At 63.0% G+C, this 18,350-nt stretch carries 19 protein-coding genes and 1 pseudogene; 12 read left to right on the top strand and 8 right to left on the bottom strand.

Annotated features, from left to right (window positions below):
* Window positions 1-813 (bottom strand): annotated as a pseudogene (locus BN1233_RS36935) (IS5 family transposase); the annotation flags it as partial.
* Between the two features lie 227 nt (window positions 814-1,040).
* Here BN1233_RS36935 and BN1233_RS36940 point away from each other — a divergent pair.
* The 4 genes from BN1233_RS36940 to modC are packed head-to-tail and all read left to right on the top strand — an operon-like array spanning window position 1,041 to window position 4,429.
* On the top strand, window positions 1,041-1,829 hold the full coding sequence (locus tag BN1233_RS36940; protein WP_046868660.1) for a TOBE domain-containing protein: 789 nt from the start codon (window positions 1,041-1,043) through the stop codon (window positions 1,827-1,829).
* Window positions 1,830-1,846: 17 nt separating this feature from the next.
* Window positions 1,847-2,608 carry a molybdate ABC transporter substrate-binding protein gene (gene modA, locus BN1233_RS36945; RefSeq protein ID WP_046868661.1) on the top strand — a complete coding sequence of 254 codons (762 nt, stop codon included), beginning with the start codon at window positions 1,847-1,849 and terminating at the stop codon, window positions 2,606-2,608.
* Window positions 2,609-2,612: 4 nt separating this feature from the next.
* Complete coding sequence (gene modB / locus BN1233_RS36950) at window positions 2,613-3,299, top strand: molybdate ABC transporter permease subunit (RefSeq protein ID WP_046868662.1); 687 nt, start codon at window positions 2,613-2,615, stop codon at window positions 3,297-3,299.
* Window positions 3,296-4,429 (top strand): molybdenum ABC transporter ATP-binding protein, encoded by a 1,134-nt coding sequence (gene modC / locus BN1233_RS36955; RefSeq protein WP_046868663.1) that lies wholly within the window; start codon window positions 3,296-3,298, stop codon window positions 4,427-4,429. Before modB ends, modC begins: the two co-directional genes overlap by 4 nt.
* Window positions 4,430-4,620: 191 nt before the next feature.
* On the opposite strand, the gene BN1233_RS36960 is transcribed toward modC, so the two are convergent.
* Complete coding sequence (locus tag BN1233_RS36960; RefSeq protein ID WP_046868664.1) at window positions 4,621-5,775, bottom strand: hypothetical protein; 1,155 nt, start codon at window positions 5,773-5,775, stop codon at window positions 4,621-4,623.
* Window positions 5,776-6,526: 751 nt separating this feature from the next.
* Here BN1233_RS36960 and BN1233_RS47785 point away from each other — a divergent pair.
* The 5 genes from BN1233_RS47785 to BN1233_RS36980 are packed head-to-tail and all read left to right on the top strand — an operon-like array spanning window position 6,527 to window position 10,317.
* A complete protein-coding gene (locus BN1233_RS47785; protein WP_147707749.1) occupies window positions 6,527-6,811 on the top strand; it encodes a hypothetical protein in 285 nt (94 codons plus the stop codon).
* Window positions 6,783-7,682 carry an ABC transporter substrate-binding protein gene (locus tag BN1233_RS36965; protein ID WP_156312711.1) on the top strand — a complete coding sequence of 300 codons (900 nt, stop codon included), beginning with the start codon at window positions 6,783-6,785 and terminating at the stop codon, window positions 7,680-7,682. Before BN1233_RS47785 ends, BN1233_RS36965 begins: the two co-directional genes overlap by 29 nt.
* On the top strand, window positions 7,679-8,731 hold the full coding sequence (locus tag BN1233_RS36970; RefSeq protein WP_046868665.1) for a FecCD family ABC transporter permease: 1,053 nt from the start codon (window positions 7,679-7,681) through the stop codon (window positions 8,729-8,731). The genes BN1233_RS36965 and BN1233_RS36970 overlap by 4 nt, the downstream gene beginning before the upstream one ends.
* Before the next feature lie 3 nt (window positions 8,732-8,734).
* Window positions 8,735-9,532 (top strand): ABC transporter ATP-binding protein, encoded by a 798-nt coding sequence (locus BN1233_RS36975; RefSeq protein WP_046868666.1) that lies wholly within the window; start codon window positions 8,735-8,737, stop codon window positions 9,530-9,532.
* The gene (locus BN1233_RS36980; RefSeq protein ID WP_046868667.1) at window positions 9,529-10,317 is read left to right on the top strand and encodes a class I SAM-dependent methyltransferase; all 789 of its coding nucleotides are present in this window, start codon (window positions 9,529-9,531) and stop codon (window positions 10,315-10,317) included. The genes BN1233_RS36975 and BN1233_RS36980 overlap by 4 nt, the downstream gene beginning before the upstream one ends.
* Window positions 10,318-10,380: 63 nt before the next feature.
* On the opposite strand, the gene BN1233_RS36985 is transcribed toward BN1233_RS36980, so the two are convergent.
* On the bottom strand, window positions 10,381-10,845 hold the full coding sequence (locus BN1233_RS36985) for a hypothetical protein (protein WP_147707751.1): 465 nt from the start codon (window positions 10,843-10,845) through the stop codon (window positions 10,381-10,383).
* Between the two features lie 372 nt (window positions 10,846-11,217).
* Between BN1233_RS36985 and BN1233_RS50255 the strand changes: the two genes are divergently transcribed.
* The 3 genes from BN1233_RS50255 to BN1233_RS48825 all read left to right on the top strand — a co-directional run bounded on the left by BN1233_RS50255 (window position 11,218) and on the right by BN1233_RS48825 (window position 12,301).
* Window positions 11,218-11,472 (top strand): (2Fe-2S)-binding protein, encoded by a 255-nt coding sequence (locus BN1233_RS50255; RefSeq protein WP_074078451.1) that lies wholly within the window; start codon window positions 11,218-11,220, stop codon window positions 11,470-11,472.
* Between the two features lie 51 nt (window positions 11,473-11,523).
* Complete coding sequence (gene bfr, locus BN1233_RS36990) at window positions 11,524-12,012, top strand: bacterioferritin (RefSeq protein WP_046868669.1); 489 nt, start codon at window positions 11,524-11,526, stop codon at window positions 12,010-12,012.
* A 133-nt stretch (window positions 12,013-12,145) separates the two neighbouring features.
* Entirely contained in the window at window positions 12,146-12,301 is a 156-nt protein-coding gene (locus BN1233_RS48825) for a hypothetical protein (protein WP_187144461.1), read from the top strand.
* Between the two features lie 435 nt (window positions 12,302-12,736).
* Here the strand turns inward: BN1233_RS48825 and BN1233_RS37000 are convergent, their stop codons facing one another.
* The 5 genes from BN1233_RS37000 to BN1233_RS37020 form a co-directional block, all read right to left on the bottom strand.
* Window positions 12,737-14,479 (bottom strand): IlvD/Edd family dehydratase, encoded by a 1,743-nt coding sequence (locus BN1233_RS37000; protein WP_244470887.1) that lies wholly within the window; start codon window positions 14,477-14,479, stop codon window positions 12,737-12,739.
* 117 nt (window positions 14,480-14,596) lie between these two features.
* Window positions 14,597-15,604, bottom strand: coding sequence for an ABC transporter substrate-binding protein (locus tag BN1233_RS37005; RefSeq protein ID WP_048709067.1), 1,008 nt, complete (start codon window positions 15,602-15,604; stop codon window positions 14,597-14,599).
* A gap of 71 nt (window positions 15,605-15,675) precedes the next feature.
* The gene (locus tag BN1233_RS37010) at window positions 15,676-16,536 is read right to left on the bottom strand and encodes an ABC transporter permease (protein ID WP_046868756.1); all 861 of its coding nucleotides are present in this window, start codon (window positions 16,534-16,536) and stop codon (window positions 15,676-15,678) included.
* Between the two features lie 32 nt (window positions 16,537-16,568).
* Entirely contained in the window at window positions 16,569-17,354 is a 786-nt protein-coding gene (locus BN1233_RS37015; protein WP_046868672.1) for an ABC transporter ATP-binding protein, read from the bottom strand.
* Window positions 17,355-17,439: 85 nt separating this feature from the next.
* Window positions 17,440-18,150 (bottom strand): GntR family transcriptional regulator, encoded by a 711-nt coding sequence (locus BN1233_RS37020; RefSeq protein WP_244470886.1) that lies wholly within the window; start codon window positions 18,148-18,150, stop codon window positions 17,440-17,442.
* Window positions 18,151-18,350 lie beyond the last annotated feature (200 nt).

Genomic DNA, 18,350 nt, shown 5'->3' on the forward strand with positions numbered 1-18,350 from the left:
CTAGAGGCTGTTACGGACTGAGGGTGAGGCCTGAGCGTTGCAGCATGATTCAGAAAGGCGACGAAGTGCAGGCCGGCGACGGTTTCGGGCAGGCGCTCGTAGTCGCGCGCGAGGCGGCGGAAGCGGCTCGACCACGTTAACGAGCGCTCCATGACCCAACGGCGCGGCAACAGAACAAAGCCGCGCCGGGCCCCGGGCAACTTGATCACCTCGAGCCAGATGCCGTGCGCGTCAGCCACCTCGGCCGGCTCCTCGCCGGTGTAACCCTGGTCGACATAGGCCAGTTCGACACTCGCGCCGGTGACCTCCTGCACGGCGGCAGCGAGCGCCGCGACCTGGGCCCGGTCCTGCTCGGTGGCGGGAGTGACGTGCGCCGCGAGCAGGTGTCCGAGCGTGTCCACCGCGATGTGGATCTTGGAGCCCTTCTTGCGCTTGGCCCCGTCGTACCCGGCCCGGTGCCTGCTCTCGGGCGTGCTTTGCAGGGTGCGGCTGCCGAGGATCACCGCCGTAGGCGCGGGCGCGCGGCCGGCCGCGAGGCGCAGGATCGCCCGCAGGTCATGCACGATGGCTTCAAAGCAGCCGGCCCGGATCCAGCGCTGCGTCCGGTCGTAGACCGCATGCCAGGGCGGGAAGTCGTGCGGGAGAAGCCGCTAAGGCGCCCCCGCGCGCGCGCCAGCGCAGAGCATTGAAGACCTCCCGCAAGGGATGGAAACGTTGGCCGGCCTCTTCGGGCAGAAGGGTCAAATAGGAAGGAACGAAGGCCCACTCCTCGTCGCTCACGTCACTGTCATAGGATTGGCGAACACAACTCATGCCCACAGTGTGGGATTCCAACCCAGTCCGTAACAGCCTCTAGATCAGGCTCTGTCAGGGTTCCTGAAACTTCGCATGTAAAGTCATAATGCCTTCGATCTCGTCGCTGATTTCCCTGTCAGCTGAGCACGAGCGCCGATCTCCATGATGAGTCCCTATTGAGCTTCCATCCAACCGCGAGCACCGTTATATAGTTCCGCTATATGACGCGGGTCGAGCGCTGAGCGATGATCGAAGCCCTGGTGTCCCTGAAGTCCGGCGATGCACCCGCGATCGGGCGCGAGCGCATCCGGTTGCTCGAGGCCGTCGCGCGGGAACATAGCATCACGGCCGCGGCGAAGGCGGCCGGTCTGACCTATAAGGCAGCCTGGGACGCACTCGACGGCATGGCGAACCTGTTCGGACAGGCGCTCCTCGAAACACGCACAGGCGGCCGGGCGGGCGGCGGCGCCCGCCTGACCCCGATGGGCCTCCGGGTCATCCAGGCCTTCCACCGGCTCGAAGCCGAGATGGTGCGCGTGATGCGGGCTGTCGAACCCGACCTCGCCGGAACTGGCATTTCGGCATTCAATCTCGTTTCGGGGCTGCTCATGAAGACGAGCGCGCGCAATGCGCTGCGTGGGATGATCACGAACATCGTGTCAGATGCACTCGCGGCGGAAGTCGCAGTCTCGGTCTCCAATGATACGACCATTTACGCTTTGGTGACGAACGAGAGCTTGCGCGAGCTCGGCCTCTGCACTGGGCGCGAGGCGATCGTCCTCATCAAGGCGCCCTTCGTGGTCATCGCCGCCGGCGAGGACCCTCCGAAGGTTTCCGTGCGCAACTGCATCCGGGGCACGGTCCGGCGGTGCGAAACGTCTGCCGTCAGCGCCGAAGTCGTGCTCGACATCGGTGATAGCAAGACCCTCGCCGCGACCATCACCGCGCAAAGCGCAAAAGACCTGAGCCTGGAGCCGGGAAAGCCGGTCTGCGCCCTTTTCGACGCGGCACACGTGATCATCGCCATCGACTGAGCATCCGGAGAGCATCCGTGAAAACCTTGACGACACTGACGGCCGCCCTCGGCCTCATCGCCGCCCTCTCGCTTGCGGGAGAGGCATCGGCCGCGCAGACGAATGTTGCGGTCGCGGCCAACTTCACGGACCCGGCCAAGGAGATCGCGGCAGCCTTCAAGGCGAAGACCGGGCATGAAGCGGTCTTGAGCTTCGGCTCCTCCGGCCAATTCCATACGCAGATCACGCAGCATGCGCCGTTCCAGATCTTCCTGTCGGCCGATAGCGAGCGTCCCAAGAAGGTAGTCGACGATGGCCTCGGTGTCGCCGACAGCCGCTTCACCTATGCGATCGGGAAGCTCGTCCTGTGGAGCAAGAACCCGGAATTCGTGAAGGGCGAGGAGACGTTGAAGAGCAACGCATTCTCGAAGCTGTCGATCTCCAATCCGGTGGCAGCGCCCTACGGAGCAGCGGCCATCGAGACCATGAAATCACTGAGGCTCTACGACACGCTGCGGCCGAAATTCGTCGAAGGCGCCAACATCGCGCAGGCCTTCCAGTTCGTCGATACCGGAAATGCCGAACTCGGCTTCGTGGCTCTTTCTCAGATCGTCGGAAACGACACGGGTTCGCGCTGGCTCGTTCCTCAGAACCTCTACGAGCCGATCCGTCAGGATGCCGTTCTCCTGAACAAGGGTGCCACGAACGAGGCGGCTACCGCCTTCATGGCTTTTCTGAAAGGCCCAGAGGCGCAGGCGATCATTGAAAAATACGGCTACGTCCTCGACAGCGAGTTCTGAAGCCGTGGAGTGGTTGCCGCCCGACATCTGGATTACGACCCGCCTCACCATCGAGCTTGCCGCCATCACGACGGTGATCCTTCTGATGATCGGCACTCCGATCGCGTGGTGGCTGGCGCGCTCGCGCGCTTGGTGGAAAGAGGGCGTGGCCACGATCGTGGCCCTGCCTCTCGTCCTGCCGCCGACGGTTCTCGGCTTCTACCTACTCGTAGCACTTGGCCCCAGCGGACCCGGTGGCCTTCTCGCAACGCTCTGGGGTGCGCACACGCTCGCCTTCACGTTCGAGGGTCTGGTCATCGGGTCGATCTTCTACTCGATGCCATTCGTGGTACAGCCGATCCGCAACGCCTTCGAGGCGGTCGGCGACCGGCCGCTCGAGGTTGCAGCGACGCTGCGCGCGTCCCCCACACGCGCCTTCTGGACGGTCGCGGTGCCGCTGGCGCGGCCGGGATTCCTGACGGGCGCCGTCCTGGGCTTCGCCCACACCGTCGGCGAGTTCGGCATCGTGCTGATGATCGGCGGCAACATTCCAGGAGAAACCAAGGTCCTGTCGGTCGCCATCTATGATTATGTCGAGACCTCGCGGTGGTACGAAGCCAGCATTCTCTCGGGCGGCATGGTGATATTCGCCTTCGCGGTCATTCTCACGATGATCCTGATCGAGAAGCGTGTCGCGCGGGTCGGTGAATGAGCGCGGCGAAAACGATCCAAGTCGCGTTCAAGGGCTCGCTCGGACGCTTTGAGCTCGATGCCGCTTTCACGGCGCCCGCGAGAGGGATCACCGCTCTGTTCGGCCCCTCCGGATGCGGCAAGACCACCGTCCTGCGCGCGATCGCGGGACTTCAGCATCTCCCGGAGGGCTATTGCGCCATTGATGGTGATGTCTGGCAGGATGGAGCGTCGTTCCGGCCGACCTATCGGCGTCCGATCGGCTATGTCTTCCAAGAAGCGAGCCTGTTCCCGCATCTCTCGGTTAGGGGCAACCTCCTCTACGGTGCGCGAGACAGGCGTTCAGCTCGCGGACAGGAGGAAATCGATTTCGACGAGATCGTCGACCTGCTCGGCCTTGCGAAGCTGCTCGATCGTTCGCCACGAAATCTCTCGGGCGGTGAGCGCCAGCGCGTTGCCGTCGGCCGGGCCTTGTTGTCCCGGCCCAAGTTGTTGCTGATGGACGAGCCGCTGTCAGCCCTGGACCGCCTGACGAAGGAAGAGATCCTTCCGTTCCTGGAGCGCCTGCACGATCGGTTGTCCCTACCAGTCCTCTATGTCAGCCACGACATTACCGAGGTCGAGCGCCTGGCAGATCATCTCGTGCTCATGAAGGCCGGGCGAGTCGTCGCGGCAGGACCGCTGAACGAATTGCAGAGCGATCCATCGTTGCCTCTCGCGACAGCAAGGGACGCCGCCGTGAGCCTCGATGCCGTCGTCGAGGGCTATGACGGCACCTATGGATTGATGACACTGGCAGTTCGGGGCGGACGCTTTCTCGTTCCGGCCCCACCGGATACCATCGGGAGCCGGCACCGCCTGCGCGTTTTCGCCGGTGACGTGAGCCTCGCACGCGTTCCGTCTCAAGCAAGCACGATTCTCAACGACTTGCCGGCGCGCATTCTGTCGACAACGCGGCTCAGAGAGCACGAGATCGTCGTCGTGCTCGGCCTCGGCTCCGACGGATCAGGCGAACGACTTCTGGCGCGCGTGACGCGGCGCTCCTGGGATCAGCTCGATCTCGCCGAAGGGATGCTCGTGCACGCGCAGGTCAAAGGTGTCGCCCTGGTGCAGAGGGTCAGGTACGATGCATTTTCTGCCAATTCGTCATAGCGACCTGTAGACGAAGTACTTCATCCTGAGACGGTGGCCTGGATTGCTTCACTTCGTTCGCAATGACGAGGAGGGCGTGAAAACGTACGGTGCCCTGCCGGAGATGGCAGTAGACGCCGGACCCACTGCCGTCATTAGGAGCCGCAGGCGAGGCAATCTAATCCGGCAAAATGCTTGTCCCACCGTCCCTGTCAGAACTGGTAGGAGATTTTCAGCTTGGCTTCATGACGCGAAAAATTGTCCAGATCGAGCCATCGGCCGGGAGTATCCTCCGCACGTCCTGCGATCTGCGTGGAGAACGCGGCCGAAATCGAAAGCTGGTCAGTGAGCTTGGTGTAGAAGGTCGGGCCGAGGAACAGCGCGTGCCCTTCGAAGCGGTTGAGCCCGAGCCCGTCATACGCACGCAAGTAGCGCAGTTCGGCGCCGACGAAGACGTTCGGAACCGCCTGGATGGCAAGCGCCCCCGAGAGGCCGAACATCGAAGAACGCTCCGCGGAGGCACGGCGGGCGGAGCCGACACAGTTTTCTAACGCCTCGTCCTCGGCATTCGTCAGGCAGGGCCCGGCTGGAAGCCCCTCCAGTTCTTCACCTTCGCCGTTGAAGAGCACCAGACCACGCGGGCGGAACTTCTCGATCTCGTAACTGAGGTTCACGGCCGCAAACACGCGATCCGGGACGAGAGCCGTATCGAGAGCCAGTCGCGCCTCCAGGCCCATGCCACTCCCCCGCTCTCCCTCGTCCTCGTCACGAAACGCGACCTCCGGCTCGATGATGAAGGTGAGGCCCACGGGAGAGGATGGCCCCCGCTCGAGAGCCTGCCACTTCAGCTCGGCGGAGAGGCTGCCCCAACCCCCGCTGCGCTCGTTCTCCAGATCCAGTACGTTCCGGGTCGAGACGCCGCTGGCCGTTACGCCGAACTCAGCGCTCAACCCCTTCATGGGCGCGAATTCGAAAGCGCTCGTGAAGGTGCCCGCACGATAACGGCCGAAGCGCTTGCCGAAGGCGCCATCCGCCTCGCCCGAGATTTCGAACTCTCCCGGATCCGGCACGTCGGTTCCCTGCGTGAAGCCGAACATGTCGTCGGTCTCCGGCCCCTTGTCGTCATCCCTGTTATCCCCAGCGGCGGCGTTGAGGATCTCCACGCATTCGTCGAACTGGCGTTCTCCGAGTTCCCGCTCGGCCCGGCGCAAGGTGCGCTGCAAGTCATCCAGATCCCCGGATCTTGCTTGTGAAGTGACTTCGGTGCGCAGTCGCTCGATGCCGGCAAGACACGCTGCGCGATCATCGGCGTAAGCCGGAAGGGCAAGAAACAGTGCAACGGCGGTCGAGGTCAGGACGAGACGCATCGGGTTAGCTCCGGGATGGGCCGGACGCGACTATCCTTGCCGATTGCAGAGGTCGCTAGCGAATTTCGGCAACAACTACCGGAAATTCATAGCTTTCGCTTATGTAGCAGAGCAGCAACATTGAGGGTGAGCGGTTGTAGCGGACGTGCACAGGGTAACAGTCCTTCAAGGATCTCTCGAATCGCGCCGGCATCCGTTGCCAAGCGATCAGCATGGCATCCGTGATGGCCACGATCCTCCTGAGATGCCGATACCGAACTCGCTTGTTACCGCATGCAGCAGCGAGGCACTGCATTCGTCGAGGGTACGACCACACTGCCCTGACGATCAACCGCAGCACGCTCTTACCTGCCCCAGTAGAATCTGGTGAAGCGCGCAAGCACCAGGCTAGCTCTGCACCGTCGGGGACGATCCTGAGGGCGACCACCTCCGATGCGGCATCCTCCCGGGCAAGATCACCGGAATGATCCTTGTCCGATTGGGCTCCTGTGCTCAAGTGCGGTGCTGGACTGAACCCGTCCAAAATGGCTGGTCAGATCGTTGTTCTACCAGCATGAAACATGTTCATTGGAGAAATTCTCAACTGCAATGCAAGAAATATAGCCTGGAACCATTCCAGAAAAGGCCACACTAAGAAATATTCTAAGTTTCTAAACCAGCATTGCTTTCTGGCTCTTTCCTGTTTTAGCCATGGAACTGCCCCGTGCACTCCCCTTAGCAGGGCCTTGACCCCTGAACCGTTGAGGATTCCATGCTGCCATTCGTACCCCGCTCCGGCCTATACTTCATCGCTCGCGTAGAAATCGTTCTCGTGGCGATCATTGCCTACGTTTCGTTCCTCGTCTTCGTTGTTCCGGTACGTGCCGCGCCAGCCCAGGCGGCAGGCATCGTCGAGACAGTCGAGGTGACCGATCTCGCCGGGCGCATCGTCCGTGTGAAGAAGGGCGTAAGCCGCATGATCCTGGGCGAGGGTCGTCAGCTCTACGGCCTTGCGGTCCTCGATCGTGATGACCCGTTCAGGCGGATTGTCGGCTAAGGCGAAGTTCCCGCATGCGGAGCAGATCGCCGATCTCGGCAACCCGTATGCCGGCGAGTTCAGCCTCGAAAAGGTCATCGCGCTGAACGCGGACGTGGTCGTTCTGGATCTCGGCAACTACTTCAAGGCGAAGGAAACGGGCCTCATCGAGAAGCTCGAGAAGGTGAACATCCCGGTGGTGTTCATCGACTGGCGCGAGGACCCGAGCCAGAACACGCTGCCGAGCCTCATCCTCCTCGGACGCATCATGGATCGCGAGAAGGAGGCGCTTGCCTTCGCGGATTTCTACCTGCGGCAAATGCGGCTCGTCTACACGCGGGCCGGCAATCTCAAGGACAAGGATCGGCCGCTCGTGTTCATGGAGCGGGCCGCGGGCTTCAATCCGAACAATTGCTGCTCGACCTGGGGCGCCACCAACTTCGGCAAGTTCGTCGAGGAGGCAGGCGGCCGCAATTGGGGCAGCCGCTTCTTCAGCACTACGAGCGGCGGCGACGTGAACGTCGAGAAGATCGTCGCGGAGGATCCCGACTTCTATCTCATGACGGGCGCAAACTGGGGCGAGGCCAACCCAAACAGTACGGCTGTGCCGATGGGCTACGAGGCCACGCCCGAGAAGGTGCAAACCCGTCTCAAGGCACTGATGGAGCGCTCCGGCCTTTCCCTGCTCCGAGCGACGCGCGAAAAGCGCGTGATGGTGCTCTACCACCAGTTCTACAACTCGCCCTATTCCTTCGTCGCGGTACAGGCGATCGCCAAGATGCTCCACCCGGAGCGGTTCAAGGACGTCGATCCAAAGGCGACCTGGGAGGAATTGCATGCCAAGTTCCTGCCCGTCACGCCCTCGGGCCTGTTCTGGGCAACCCTGCAATGACGAGCCTCGTGCTGCCGCTGGCAGCCGACTATCGGCGGAGCACGCTTCGCTGGTTGTGGCTCGTTACCCTTGGCATCGGGCTGCTCGGCGTGACCTTTCTTCTCGACCTGTCGATTGGTCCCGGGCCCGCATCCTTCGCGGATGTCGTCGGCGCTCTCGTGAGCCCGGGAAGTGCCGACGCTCGGCTCGAGGTTGTCGTCTTCGATCTGCGCCTGCCGATCGCACTGCTTGCTGTCCTCATCGGCGCCATGCTCGGATTGTCCGGAGCGGGAATGCAGACCATCCTCGGCAATCCGCTGGCAGACCCGTTCACGCTCGGCGTCTCGGCAGCCGCCAGCGTCGGCGCCTCTCTCGCGATCGCGTTCGGCTGGGCCGTAATCCCTGGTGCCGGCCCGTTGATCGTCACGGCCAATGCCTTTGCCTTTGCCCTGGCGGCATCTCTTGTGCTCTTTGCCCTCACCAAGATGCGCGGCGTGAGTGCCGAGACGATGATTCTCGTCGGCATTGCACTCCTGTTCACGAGCAATGCGCTGCTCGCCCTGATTCAGTATCGCTCCAATGAAACGCAGCTCCAGCAGATCGTCTTCTGGATGATGGGCAGTCTCGGCCGCGCGAGCTTCGACAAGATCCTCGTCTGCACCGCAGCGCTCGGGATTGCCCTGCCCTGGATGCTCGCCCGTGGTTGGCTGCTGACCGCGCTGCGCTTGGGCGACGAACGGGCCGAGAGTCTCGGCGTCAAGGTGGATCGCTTGCGGCTCGAGGTGCTGGCTGTCGTCTCATTGCTTGCCGCCATCGCGGTGGCCTTTGCGGGCACGATCGGCTTCGTGGGGCTGGTCGGCCCGCACATCGCACGCCTGATCGTCGGCGAGGACCAGCGGTTCTTCCTGCCCACCGCGGCGCTCGCAAGCGCTGTCATCCTGTCGCTCGCCTCAACACTCTCGAAAGCGATCACGCCGGGTGTGATCTATCCGATCGGCATGATCACGGCTTTCATCGGCGTCCCCTTCTTCGTCAGCCTGATCCTGTCGATCCGTCACCGAGGAGCTTAGGCCGTGTCGCTTGTGATCGATGATCTGAGCTTTGCCTACGGCAGAACCTTGGTGCTGGAGCATCTTTCGGCCGGACCTCTCGAACGCGGGGCGGTCACGGCCCTCGTCGGCCCCAACGGGTCCGGCAAGTCGACCCTGTTTCGCTGTCTTTCCGGATCGGCCAGGCCGCAGCGTGGTCAGGCCCGTCTCGACGACCGTGATCTCGGTGCGCTGCGGCCGCGGGACAGGGCACGGCGAGTGTTCCACCTCTCGCAAGACCTCAGTGCCCGTGCGGCGCTCACCGTGTTCGAGGTGGTGCTCCTCGCTCGCAAGAGCCTACAGGGCGGCCTCGGGTTGCGGGCAGGGCTGTGCGACTTGCGCGCGGTCCAGCATACGCTCGATGATCTTGGCCTCGCGGCCCTCAGCGGACGCCCGATCACCGATCTCTCGGGCGGCCAGCGCCAGCTCGTCGGCATCGCTCAGGCGCTCGTGCGCGAGCCAGACATCCTTCTCCTCGACGAACCCACGAGTGCGCTCGACGTGCGTCGCCAGCTCGAGGTGATGCAGATCATCCGCGAGGTCACGCGGGAGCGCGCGATCGTCACCATCGCAGCGATGCATGACCTCGCCCTTGCTGCGCGCTTTGCCGATCGCCTTCTCGTCCTCAGGGACGGTTGCATTGTTGAGGAGGGCAACCCGGATGTGGTGCTCTCCCACTCGGCCCTGGCCGAAACCTACGGCATCGGCATCCAGGTCGAGCGATCGCGCCGCGGCACGCTCCTGGTCGATCCGTATCTTCCCGTTATGAGAGCAGCCGAATGACGAGCACGATCCAGCCTGCACCGAACTGGTCTCTGAAGGAGGAGATCAGGGCGTATTGGTCCAAACGCGCCGCAACCTTCGACGATGCCTTCGGCCACCGCATTCTTCCAGGCCCCGAGCACGACGCATGGGCCGCCGTTCTGCGGGAGAGACTTGGCCCGCAGCCGATCGACGTGCTGGAGCTCGCGTCAGGCACCGGAGAAGTGACGAAGGTGCTGCTCTCGCTCGGTCATCGGGTGACCGGCATCGACTTCTCGGAGTCGATGATCGAGCGCTCACGGGCGAAGCACCGTGGTCATCCGCGAGCACGCTTCGTGTTGGGAGACGCCGAGAACACCATGGAGCCCGAGGCCGCTTATGATGCCGTCGTGTGTCGCCATCTCGTCTGGACGCTCACCGATCCGAAAGCGGCTCTCCAGGACTGGGCCCGCTTGCTGAAGCCTGGCGGTCGGCTCGTGATCTTCGATGGTGATTTTGTGAATCTGGCCTGGCAAGGGCGGCTTGCGAAACAGGCCATGGCAATCCTGGAGCGTTGGACCACTGTCTCCTCCCATCGCGACTCGTCCCTGACCTCCGAGCACAACGCCATCCTGTCGCGCCTGCCCTTCCGCAAAGGCCTCACCTTCGAGACATTGAGTGGGCTCGTCGAGGAAGTTGGCTTCACGGAGATCACCCGCGGCAGCTATCACCCGATCGCCCGTGCGCAGCGCCGCATCGCGGGTCGGCACGATTGGCTGCGGACTTGGCTCCACACACGGTTCATCCTCACCGCTCGGAAGCCTTGAGGGCCGTTGAGGGCCGAACTCCTTCGGCCGTGCAGGAATGCAGTCCCGGTCTGAAAGAGGGCGCTAATGGAGACCTGCACGGCTGGACGCGGTGACTTCCGGGATGAGCTGCGACTTCACTGCGCCAAGCACCTCGGCAGCGGCCCACACCGATGCTGTCAGACGCGGCGCTTCGAAGGCCTTTACGAGGCGCGCCGCCTGCGCCTCAACCTCCTCCGGGCGACGGCGCTGCCGCGCGAGCGCAATGAGGGTAATGAGTTGATGCTCATCCTCCGTAACACGGCAGCAGGTCGCAGGCATGAAGCGCCAGTCATCCTGACGCTCGCAGCGAATCGCGCGCATGATTCCCGCCATCGCGGCAATAAACTTCGGTCCTTCAAGAGGGCCGAGGACCTGTTCGACGCCGTCATAGGCGGCATCCCAGCATGCAACATCGCTGGTCATGTAGCCGGCCGCGACGAAACGCAGAACCGAGAGCGCCAGCACCTCGGCATCGTCTGCACACACACTGGTGAGGTGCGGGAGCATGTTGTGATCCTTTCGGCACATAAAACCTCTCCAGACAGGATAGGCATCCGCATCGCACGCCATGACTGGCGCATTAGCGAGAATAGCCAGCAGCGTGGCTATCGATCAAGTTCATCGACAAAGATCAGATGGAGTCTAATCTTTGTCGCAAGCCATTGAGATCGAATAAAAACGGTCGATCCTTCGAACTCTTCCAATTTTTAGTTTCGGGATTTCTTTTGAAACCCCTGCTCGCTTCGGTCACTCACGTCTTGACACATTTGCATCCTGCGCCCTTTCGCTGCGCAGTTCGGGGCTGGCCGAAACTGAAGAATCGGGCTAAGTGTTTGACAACAAATGTTGTTTTGAACGATTCCAAACTGCGGGGCTTCCGTGATCGTCTGCTCGTGCAATGTCTTCTCGGATCGCGATGTGCATGCCTGTCTCAACCCGGGCCCGGACTGCCCCAGGACCCCGGCCCAGGTCTATCGCTGCCTCGGTTGCGGCCCGAAATGCGGGCGCTGCGCCACCACGATCCGCACGCTCATGGATCAGGCTCTTGCCCAGACCCAAGCCTGCGGGAGCACCTGTGCCGCATCGTGCTGCTTGCGCCAGGAAGACGATATGGAGGAGCGTACTGCTGCTTGAGCGTCCGCCGCACAGCGCTACTCTCTATTCCTCACGCCAAGAGGACGGGTCATGAAGGGAGATGCGAAGGTCATCGAGTATCTGAACCAGGGGCTACGGCATGAGCTGACCGCCGTGAACCAGTTCTGGCTGCACTACCGCTTCTTCGATAACTGGGGCTATAACGAGCTCGCCAGGAAGTGGCGCAAGGAATCCATTGAGGAAATGGAACATGCGGACCGATTCGTGGAACGCATTCTGTTCCTGGAGGGCTTTCCCAATCTGCAGGAACTGAATGCGCTGCGGATCGGCGAGAATGTCGAGAAGGTCATCCAGAACGACCTGGCCCTCGAATACGAGGCCCGCAACCTCTACGAGAAGGCCGCTGCCTATTGCGTGTCAGTAGGCGATCGCGTGTCCAAGGATTTGTTCGAGGAGTTGATGGCCGACGAAGAGGGTCACATCGATTTTCTCGAGACGCAACTCGAGCTCATCAACCAGCTCGGCGTGCAGCTCTATGCGCAGAAGCACGTCGGCGATCCCGAGAAAGGCGAGAGCTGAGCGTGCACCCCGCGCGGATCTGCGCACCGGGGGTGCCCGCCTCGGCTGCCGCCGCAAAATTAGCATGGCCGGCTGCTATCGTTGTCATCCTGGTCGCTATCGGGACCTGAGGGGAATCGGCCAGAGCCGACGCATGAGAGACGCACAGATCGGGCTCCTGATCGTCACGCCGATGATCCTCGTGATGGCGGTGATCCTCTATCGCGCGGGCGCCTTGCGCCTGAGCAGCATGATCCTGGCCAGCTTGGCGGCGATCGTCATAGCCGCGGTGCTGTTCCTATCGCATTGAGGGGGTTCGGCGGGATTTTTCCGTTGCGGCTCCCGCGTGTTTCTTCCTCGTCGTGCGCGGAGCGATCGGGGTCTGCGCTCGCCTTCCGGATTGCTTCGCCTCCGGCTCGCAATGACGAGGTGGATCCGTCGCCACTCTCCGTTCCCGGCCGTGCTCCTCGCGTTCTCACGCCCTCCCGTCATCGTGAGCGGCGTGAGGCAATCCGGGAGCGCATCCGTCGACGGGTAGATTGCTTCGCCTCCGGCTCGCAAAGACGGCAGTGCAACGACAGGCGGCAGTGCGTCGCGCCTGCGGCCCGCAAGGACGGAAGTGCGGCGGTAGGGGCAGTGCATCGCGCCTGCGGCGCGCAACGGCGATGCAGATCCGTATCAGGCTGGATGACGGCGGCTCGCAAGGACGGTGAGGACTCTGGTGTCGGCGAGGAGACATTCAGCCTCAACTTCTGTCGGGCGTCACCCCGACTGACTCCGGCACCAGGAAATCGAAATCGCAGCCGCGGTCGGCTTGCAGGACGGTGTCGAGGAACAGCTTTTTGTAACCGCGATCCGAGCCGGTATGCGATGGCGGCGTGAACTCACTCCTCCGCTTTGCGAGAACGGCCCCCTCGACGAGAAGCTCGATGCGTCGGTTGGGAACGTCGAGTTCGATAATGTCTCCGGTGCGCACGAGCGCGAGCGGACCTCCCTCCGCGGATTCCGGAGTGATGTGCAGCACGATGGTGCCGCTCGCCGTGCCGCTCATGCGTGCATCCGAGATTCGGACCATGTCCTTCACGCCCTGCGCGGCGAGCTTTCTCGGGATCGGCATGTAGCCGGCCTCCGGCATGCCCGGCGCACCCTTCGGCCCTGCATTCTGCAGAACGAGGATGTCATCCGGCCTTACATCGAGATCCGGGTCGTCGATGCGCGCCGTCAGATCCTCGATGGACGAGAAAACGATGGCCCTCCCCTTGTGTGCGAGAAGACTCTCGCTTGCCGCCGACTGCTTGATGATGGCGCCGCGCGGCGCGAGATTGCCGCGCAGGACGGCCATGCCTCCAGTCGGATAGACGGGTTTCGAGAGCGGCGCGACGATTTCCTGCTTCCACGGCTTCGGAGCTGCCTCAATCTCTTCACCGAGCGCCCGCCCTGTCACCGTCAGGCAATCGAGATGCAGGCAATCGCGCAATTCGCGCAGAACGGTCGGGAGACCGCCGGCATCGTGCAGATCCTCCATGTAGTGCTGGCCAGACGGCTTCAGGTCGACGAGCACCGGCACCTGGCGTCCGATCCGGTCGAAGCCATCGAGGTCGAGCTCCAGCCCCAGACGTCCGGCCATGGCGGTGAGGTGGACGATGCCATTCGTCGAACCGCCGATCGCGAGGAGCACGGTCAGTGCGTTCTCGAAGGCCTTGGCGGTCATGATCCTGTCCGGCGTCAGCTTCTCTGCTGCGAGCCGGACCGCGCAGGCGCCGGTCGCCTCGGCGATGCGCCTGCGGTCCGCCGAGACGGCGGGCGCAGCCGCGCCGCCCGGCAGCATCATGCCGAGCGCCTCGACGACCATCGCCATCGTGCTCGCCGTTCCCATCACGCCGCAGGTCCCGGCGCCGGGCACGAGCTGGTCATTGACCTCCGAAATTTCCGCGTCGTCGATCTCGCCGGCACGATAACGGGCCCAGAACCGGCGGCAATCGGTGCAGGCTCCGACGCGCTCGCCGCGATGGCTGCCGGTCAGCATCGGGCCGGTCACGAGCTGGATTGCAGGCACGTTCGCGCTGGCGGCGCCCATCAGTTGCGCCGGAACCGTCTTGTCACATCCACCGATCAGGACGACCGCATCCATCGGCTGGGCGCGGACCAGTTCCTCCGTGTCCATCGCCATCAGGTTGCGCAGGAACATGCTGGTCGGATGCGCGAAGGATTCGTGGATGGAGATCGTCGGGAAATCGATCGGCAGCGCGCCCGACAGCATGATCCCGCGCTTCACGGCCTCCACGAGATCCGGAACATTGGCGTGGCAGGCGTTGTAGCCGCTCGCGGTATTGGCGATGCCGATGATCGGCCGGTCCAGCGCGTCGTCGCTGTAGCCCATCCCCTTGATGAAGGCCTTGCGCAGAAAGAGCGAGAAGCGGGCATCCCCGTAGCTCGTCAGACCCTTCCGCATTCCTCTCGATGTGTCGTCGCCGCTCGACATGTTCATGCTCTCCGGGAACAGCCCGAAATCTGTCTTACACTCTTCGATAGCGCCACGAATCGGAGTGCAGCGGCCCGGGTGATCTCACCCGGGCCGTGGACGGCCCCCTGTGACGATACAGTCTCAGTTGCTGGCCACCTTGGCTTCCGGGAACACCATCTCGGTCTTCCAGTCCTTCGGCGGATTCTTGAGCGTGCCGACCTTGCCCATGAAATCCGTGAAGACGCCGAGGTTGAAGACCTCGGTCGTGAACCGGGTGCTCGGGTCGTTCATGATATCGAGGATCTCCGCGTCCGGCGACTTGTCGCTGCTCATCTTCTTATAGATGCCGACGGCCCAGGCCTTGTCCTTGTTGATGAGGTCGGTGGCGTCCTGCAGCGCCGCCAGGAAGGCACCATAGAGCTTGGGATTCTCTTCCCGGAACTTTTTCGTCGTCGCGATCACGTTGAAGGATGATGGCCCGCCGAGAATATCGACCGAGCTCGAGATCTTCTTGATCTCCGGCTCCTTGAGCTGGCGGAACTGGAACGGCGCCGAGGAAAAGTTCGCGACGATCTCGCTCTTGCCGCCGATCATCATGGCCGTGGCATCCGGATGAGCGAGCGACACGGTGAGCGGATCGAGCTTCTGGTAATTCTCGATGCCCCATTCCTTGGCGGAGGCCATTTGCAGCAGCAAGGCCTGCATCGAGACTTTGACCGCCGGCACGGCGATGCGATGGCTGTCCTTGAAATCCTTGACGGACGTGATGGACGCATCGCGGACGTTCAGGAACAGCGGCAAGGCATTGAGGCCCGCCGCGGCGCGGACGTCGTAACTGCCGCGCGTCTTCGACCAGATGATCGAAAGTCCCGGCACGCCGAGGCTGACGAAGTCGACATTGCCGGAGATCAGTGCGTCGTTCATCACGTCGCTGGAGCGGAATGTCGACCACTCGACCTTCACGTCGCCGAGCCCGGCCTCTTTCGCATGTTTCTCGACGAGCTTCTGGTCTTCCATAATCATCAGCTGAAGATAGCCGAGACCATACTGCTTCGCGGCGCGGAGCGTATCGGTCTCGGCGAGCGCAGCGCTGCTCGCCAGAACCGTTGCGGCCGCAGCCGCGATCATTCGAACACTGAAATGGCGCATGATGGTTTCCTCCCTTTGTGCTTGCCTGCACCTCCTGCCGGCGAAATCGAGTCCCGCCGACACATTCATGTTCAGCGCTGCATGCCCCAGCGGAGCACCGTGCGGCGCTCGATTCCGCGGAAGATCACGGATTCGACCAGAAGCCCGATGACGATGACGGTCAGGAGTCCGGCGAAGACCCTGGCAGTCTCGAGTTCCGAGCGGGCTTCGAAAATGTACCAGCCGAGGCCACCCGAACGGGACGAAACGCCGAAGACGAGTTCGGCGGCGATGAGAGTTCGCCACGCGAAAGCCCAGCCGATCTTCAGCCCGGCTAGGATCGCCGGGAAGGCGGCTGGGATCAGGATGAGGGCTACGTATCGCGCGCCCTTCAGCCCCAGATTGCGGCCGCTCATGCGCAGCGTCTCGGGCACCGAACGGAAGCCCGTCAGCGTATTCAGAGCCACGGCCCACAGCACCGAGTGAACGATGACGAAAACCAGCGACGGCTTGCCGAGGCCGAACCAGATCAAGGCCAACGGCAGCAGCGCGATGGCCGGCAGCGGATTGAACATCGCCGTCAGCGTAGAGAGCAGGTCCGAACCGACCCGCGTGGAGACCGCAACGGTCGTGAACAATCCGGCGAGGACCAGACCCGCCGCATAGCCCATCACCAGAACCTGGATGGAGGTGAGCATCCGCTCCGGCAAGATCCCGGCGCGAAGATCCTCCCAGAAGACCGTGAAGGTATCGCTGGCCGTCGGGAACAGAAGGGGATTGCCGAGCCAGCGTGCATAGATCTCCCAGACCAGCGCGAGAACGACGATGATCGCGACCTTACGGACTCCGTCATTGTTCGCCAGCCGTTCCATCAGGGAGAGCGGCCGTTCCACCTCGCCGACGCCTCGGGCATCGATTGGCTCGCGCTCGAATTCGGGGCGGTCCGTCCGCATCGCTGCGGCGGGCTGCGGTAGCTCCGTGACGCTCACGCCTCCACCTCCTCGGCCGGCTCGATCTCCTCCTCGAAGAGGAGCCCGTGAATGCGCTTGGACAAGAGTCCGAAGGCAGGCTTGTCGATGTCACCGGCGAGCAGATGATCGGCAGCAAGTTCCGCCCGCACCCGTCCCGGATGAGGCGAGAGAACGAGGATTCGCGAGCCGATGATAACGGCTTCCTCGATCGAGTGAGTCACGAACAGAACCGTGAACCGCAGCTGATCCCAAAGACCGAGGAGTTCTTCCTGCATCTTGCGGCGGGTGAGAGCATCGAGGGCCGCGAAGGGCTCGTCCATCAGCAGAACATCCGGTTCGAGCGCCATGGCGCGGGCAATGGCCACCCGCATCTTCATGCCGCCGGAGAGCATGTGCGGATATACGTCGTGAAACTTCGTCAGTTTCACCTTATCGATCGCGGCGAGCGCCCGTTCCTCCGACTCACGCGAGTTGAACTTGCCCGTCACCCGCATGGGGAAAAGAACGTTCTGGAGCACGGTCTTCCAAGGCATCAATTGCTCGAATTCCTGGAAGACCATCATCCGGTCCGGGCCCGGCCCCTCGACGGTCCGTCCGCGAATACGGATCGTGCCCTCGACGGGCCGCATGAATCCGCCGATGGCCTTCAGCAAGGTGGACTTGCCGCATCCCGATGGGCCGAGGATCACGTAGCGATCGCTCTCGTGCACCTCGAAGTCCACCTTGTAGGTCGCAGTGACGAGATGTTGCGGCGTCTTGTACTGGAGAGTCACGCCTCGGACATCGAGCAGGACCGGCATCACACCTCCTCTCTGTGACACCCGCCAGAATCGGCCAGTTCGGTGCCAAGTATCGGCTGCACGATCCTGAGCGGGACAGCGTCGGTCACAACTGGCTCAACCCGTACTGCTCGATGATCGCCATGAGGCTGTCGCGCGCGCGCTCCCGATGAGCCCGATAGATGTCACGGGCACGCATTGCATCGCCCGCGAGGATAGCCTCGAGCGCGGCTCTGTGCTCCCGCGTCGACTCCACCGGCAGCGGGCGCAGCTTGAGCGTGAACATCCGGGCGCGGTGAGACTGCTCCCAGACCGTCATGACCATGGAAGCAAGACGCCGGTTTCCACAAAGCTCGACCAGCACCCGGTGGAATGTCTCGTCCGCCTTAGCCCAGGCGAGCCGATCATCGTCGGCCAGCGCCGTCTCCATGGCCGTGCAGGCATCGACGAGCGGTGCGATTTCCTGTGCGGATGGCCGACGCGCTGCCAGCAGTTCCGCTGCCGTCGGCTCCAGACTTGTGAGGACCGTGTAGATCTCGCGCATGTCACGCGGCGACAGCGGCAGAACCCGCATGCCGTGACGGGGCACCACCTCGACCAGCCCCTCCTGCTGCAGCCGGATCAGCGCTTCGCGCACCGGGGTTCGAGAGAGGCCGAGATCCGAGGCGAGATCCTGCTCGAGCACCTGTGTTCCCGGAGCATATTCGTTGTCGAGAATGCGCTGCTTCAGGCACTGGTAAGCGAGATCGGTCGACCGCTCGATCCGCTTCGTTCGGGGCGGCTCGGGAGCAGGGGCGTGCATTTGCAGCGAGCGCATGATCCGCAAGCGTATACGTTAAGCCCGCAAGGGCAAGCGCCTGAAAGGCTCAGAACGCACGGGAGATCATAGCCTCGCTGAGGCCTAGGACGCGATCCGCAGGAGTGTGCCGGCCGAGCGCCGAACACAGGATCAAGTCCGTGAGAGTGGTCACGAGCCGCATCGTTTCCTCCCTGTTCTCGGTTGGATCGCGGCCCGAC

It is taken from the genome of Microvirga massiliensis (assembly GCF_001006805.1).
Lineage (GTDB): Bacteria > Pseudomonadota > Alphaproteobacteria > Rhizobiales > Beijerinckiaceae > Microvirga > Microvirga massiliensis.

Bases quoted from the DNA above. Each gene is read 5' to 3' on its own strand.
- BN1233_RS36985 (WP_147707751.1), bottom strand. From the start codon at position 10,845: ATGCTCCCGCACCTCACCAGTGTGTGTGCAGACGATGCCGAGGTGCTG.
- BN1233_RS36940 (WP_046868660.1), top strand. From the start codon at position 1,041: ATGATCGAAGCCCTGGTGTCCCTGAAGTCCGGCGATGCACCCGCGATC.
- BN1233_RS36965 (WP_156312711.1), top strand. From the start codon at position 6,783: ATGACCCGTTCAGGCGGATTGTCGGCTAAGGCGAAGTTCCCGCATGCG.
- BN1233_RS37010 (WP_046868756.1), bottom strand. From the start codon at position 16,536: ATGCGGACGGACCGCCCCGAATTCGAGCGCGAGCCAATCGATGCCCGA.
- BN1233_RS37005 (WP_048709067.1), bottom strand. From the start codon at position 15,604: ATGCGCCATTTCAGTGTTCGAATGATCGCGGCTGCGGCCGCAACGGTT.
- BN1233_RS48825 (WP_187144461.1), top strand. From the start codon at position 12,146: ATGAGAGACGCACAGATCGGGCTCCTGATCGTCACGCCGATGATCCTC.
- BN1233_RS37020 (WP_244470886.1), bottom strand. From the start codon at position 18,150: ATGCGCTCGCTGCAAATGCACGCCCCTGCTCCCGAGCCGCCCCGAACG.
- BN1233_RS47785 (WP_147707749.1), top strand. From the start codon at position 6,527: ATGCTGCCATTCGTACCCCGCTCCGGCCTATACTTCATCGCTCGCGTA.
- BN1233_RS37000 (WP_244470887.1), bottom strand. From the start codon at position 14,479: ATGAACATGTCGAGCGGCGACGACACATCGAGAGGAATGCGGAAGGGT.
- BN1233_RS36980 (WP_046868667.1), top strand. From the start codon at position 9,529: ATGACGAGCACGATCCAGCCTGCACCGAACTGGTCTCTGAAGGAGGAG.
- BN1233_RS37015 (WP_046868672.1), bottom strand. From the start codon at position 17,354: ATGCCGGTCCTGCTCGATGTCCGAGGCGTGACTCTCCAGTACAAGACG.
- bfr (WP_046868669.1), top strand. From the start codon at position 11,524: ATGAAGGGAGATGCGAAGGTCATCGAGTATCTGAACCAGGGGCTACGG.
- BN1233_RS36960 (WP_046868664.1), bottom strand. From the start codon at position 5,775: ATGCGTCTCGTCCTGACCTCGACCGCCGTTGCACTGTTTCTTGCCCTT.
- BN1233_RS36970 (WP_046868665.1), top strand. From the start codon at position 7,679: ATGACGAGCCTCGTGCTGCCGCTGGCAGCCGACTATCGGCGGAGCACG.
- modC (WP_046868663.1), top strand. From the start codon at position 3,296: ATGAGCGCGGCGAAAACGATCCAAGTCGCGTTCAAGGGCTCGCTCGGA.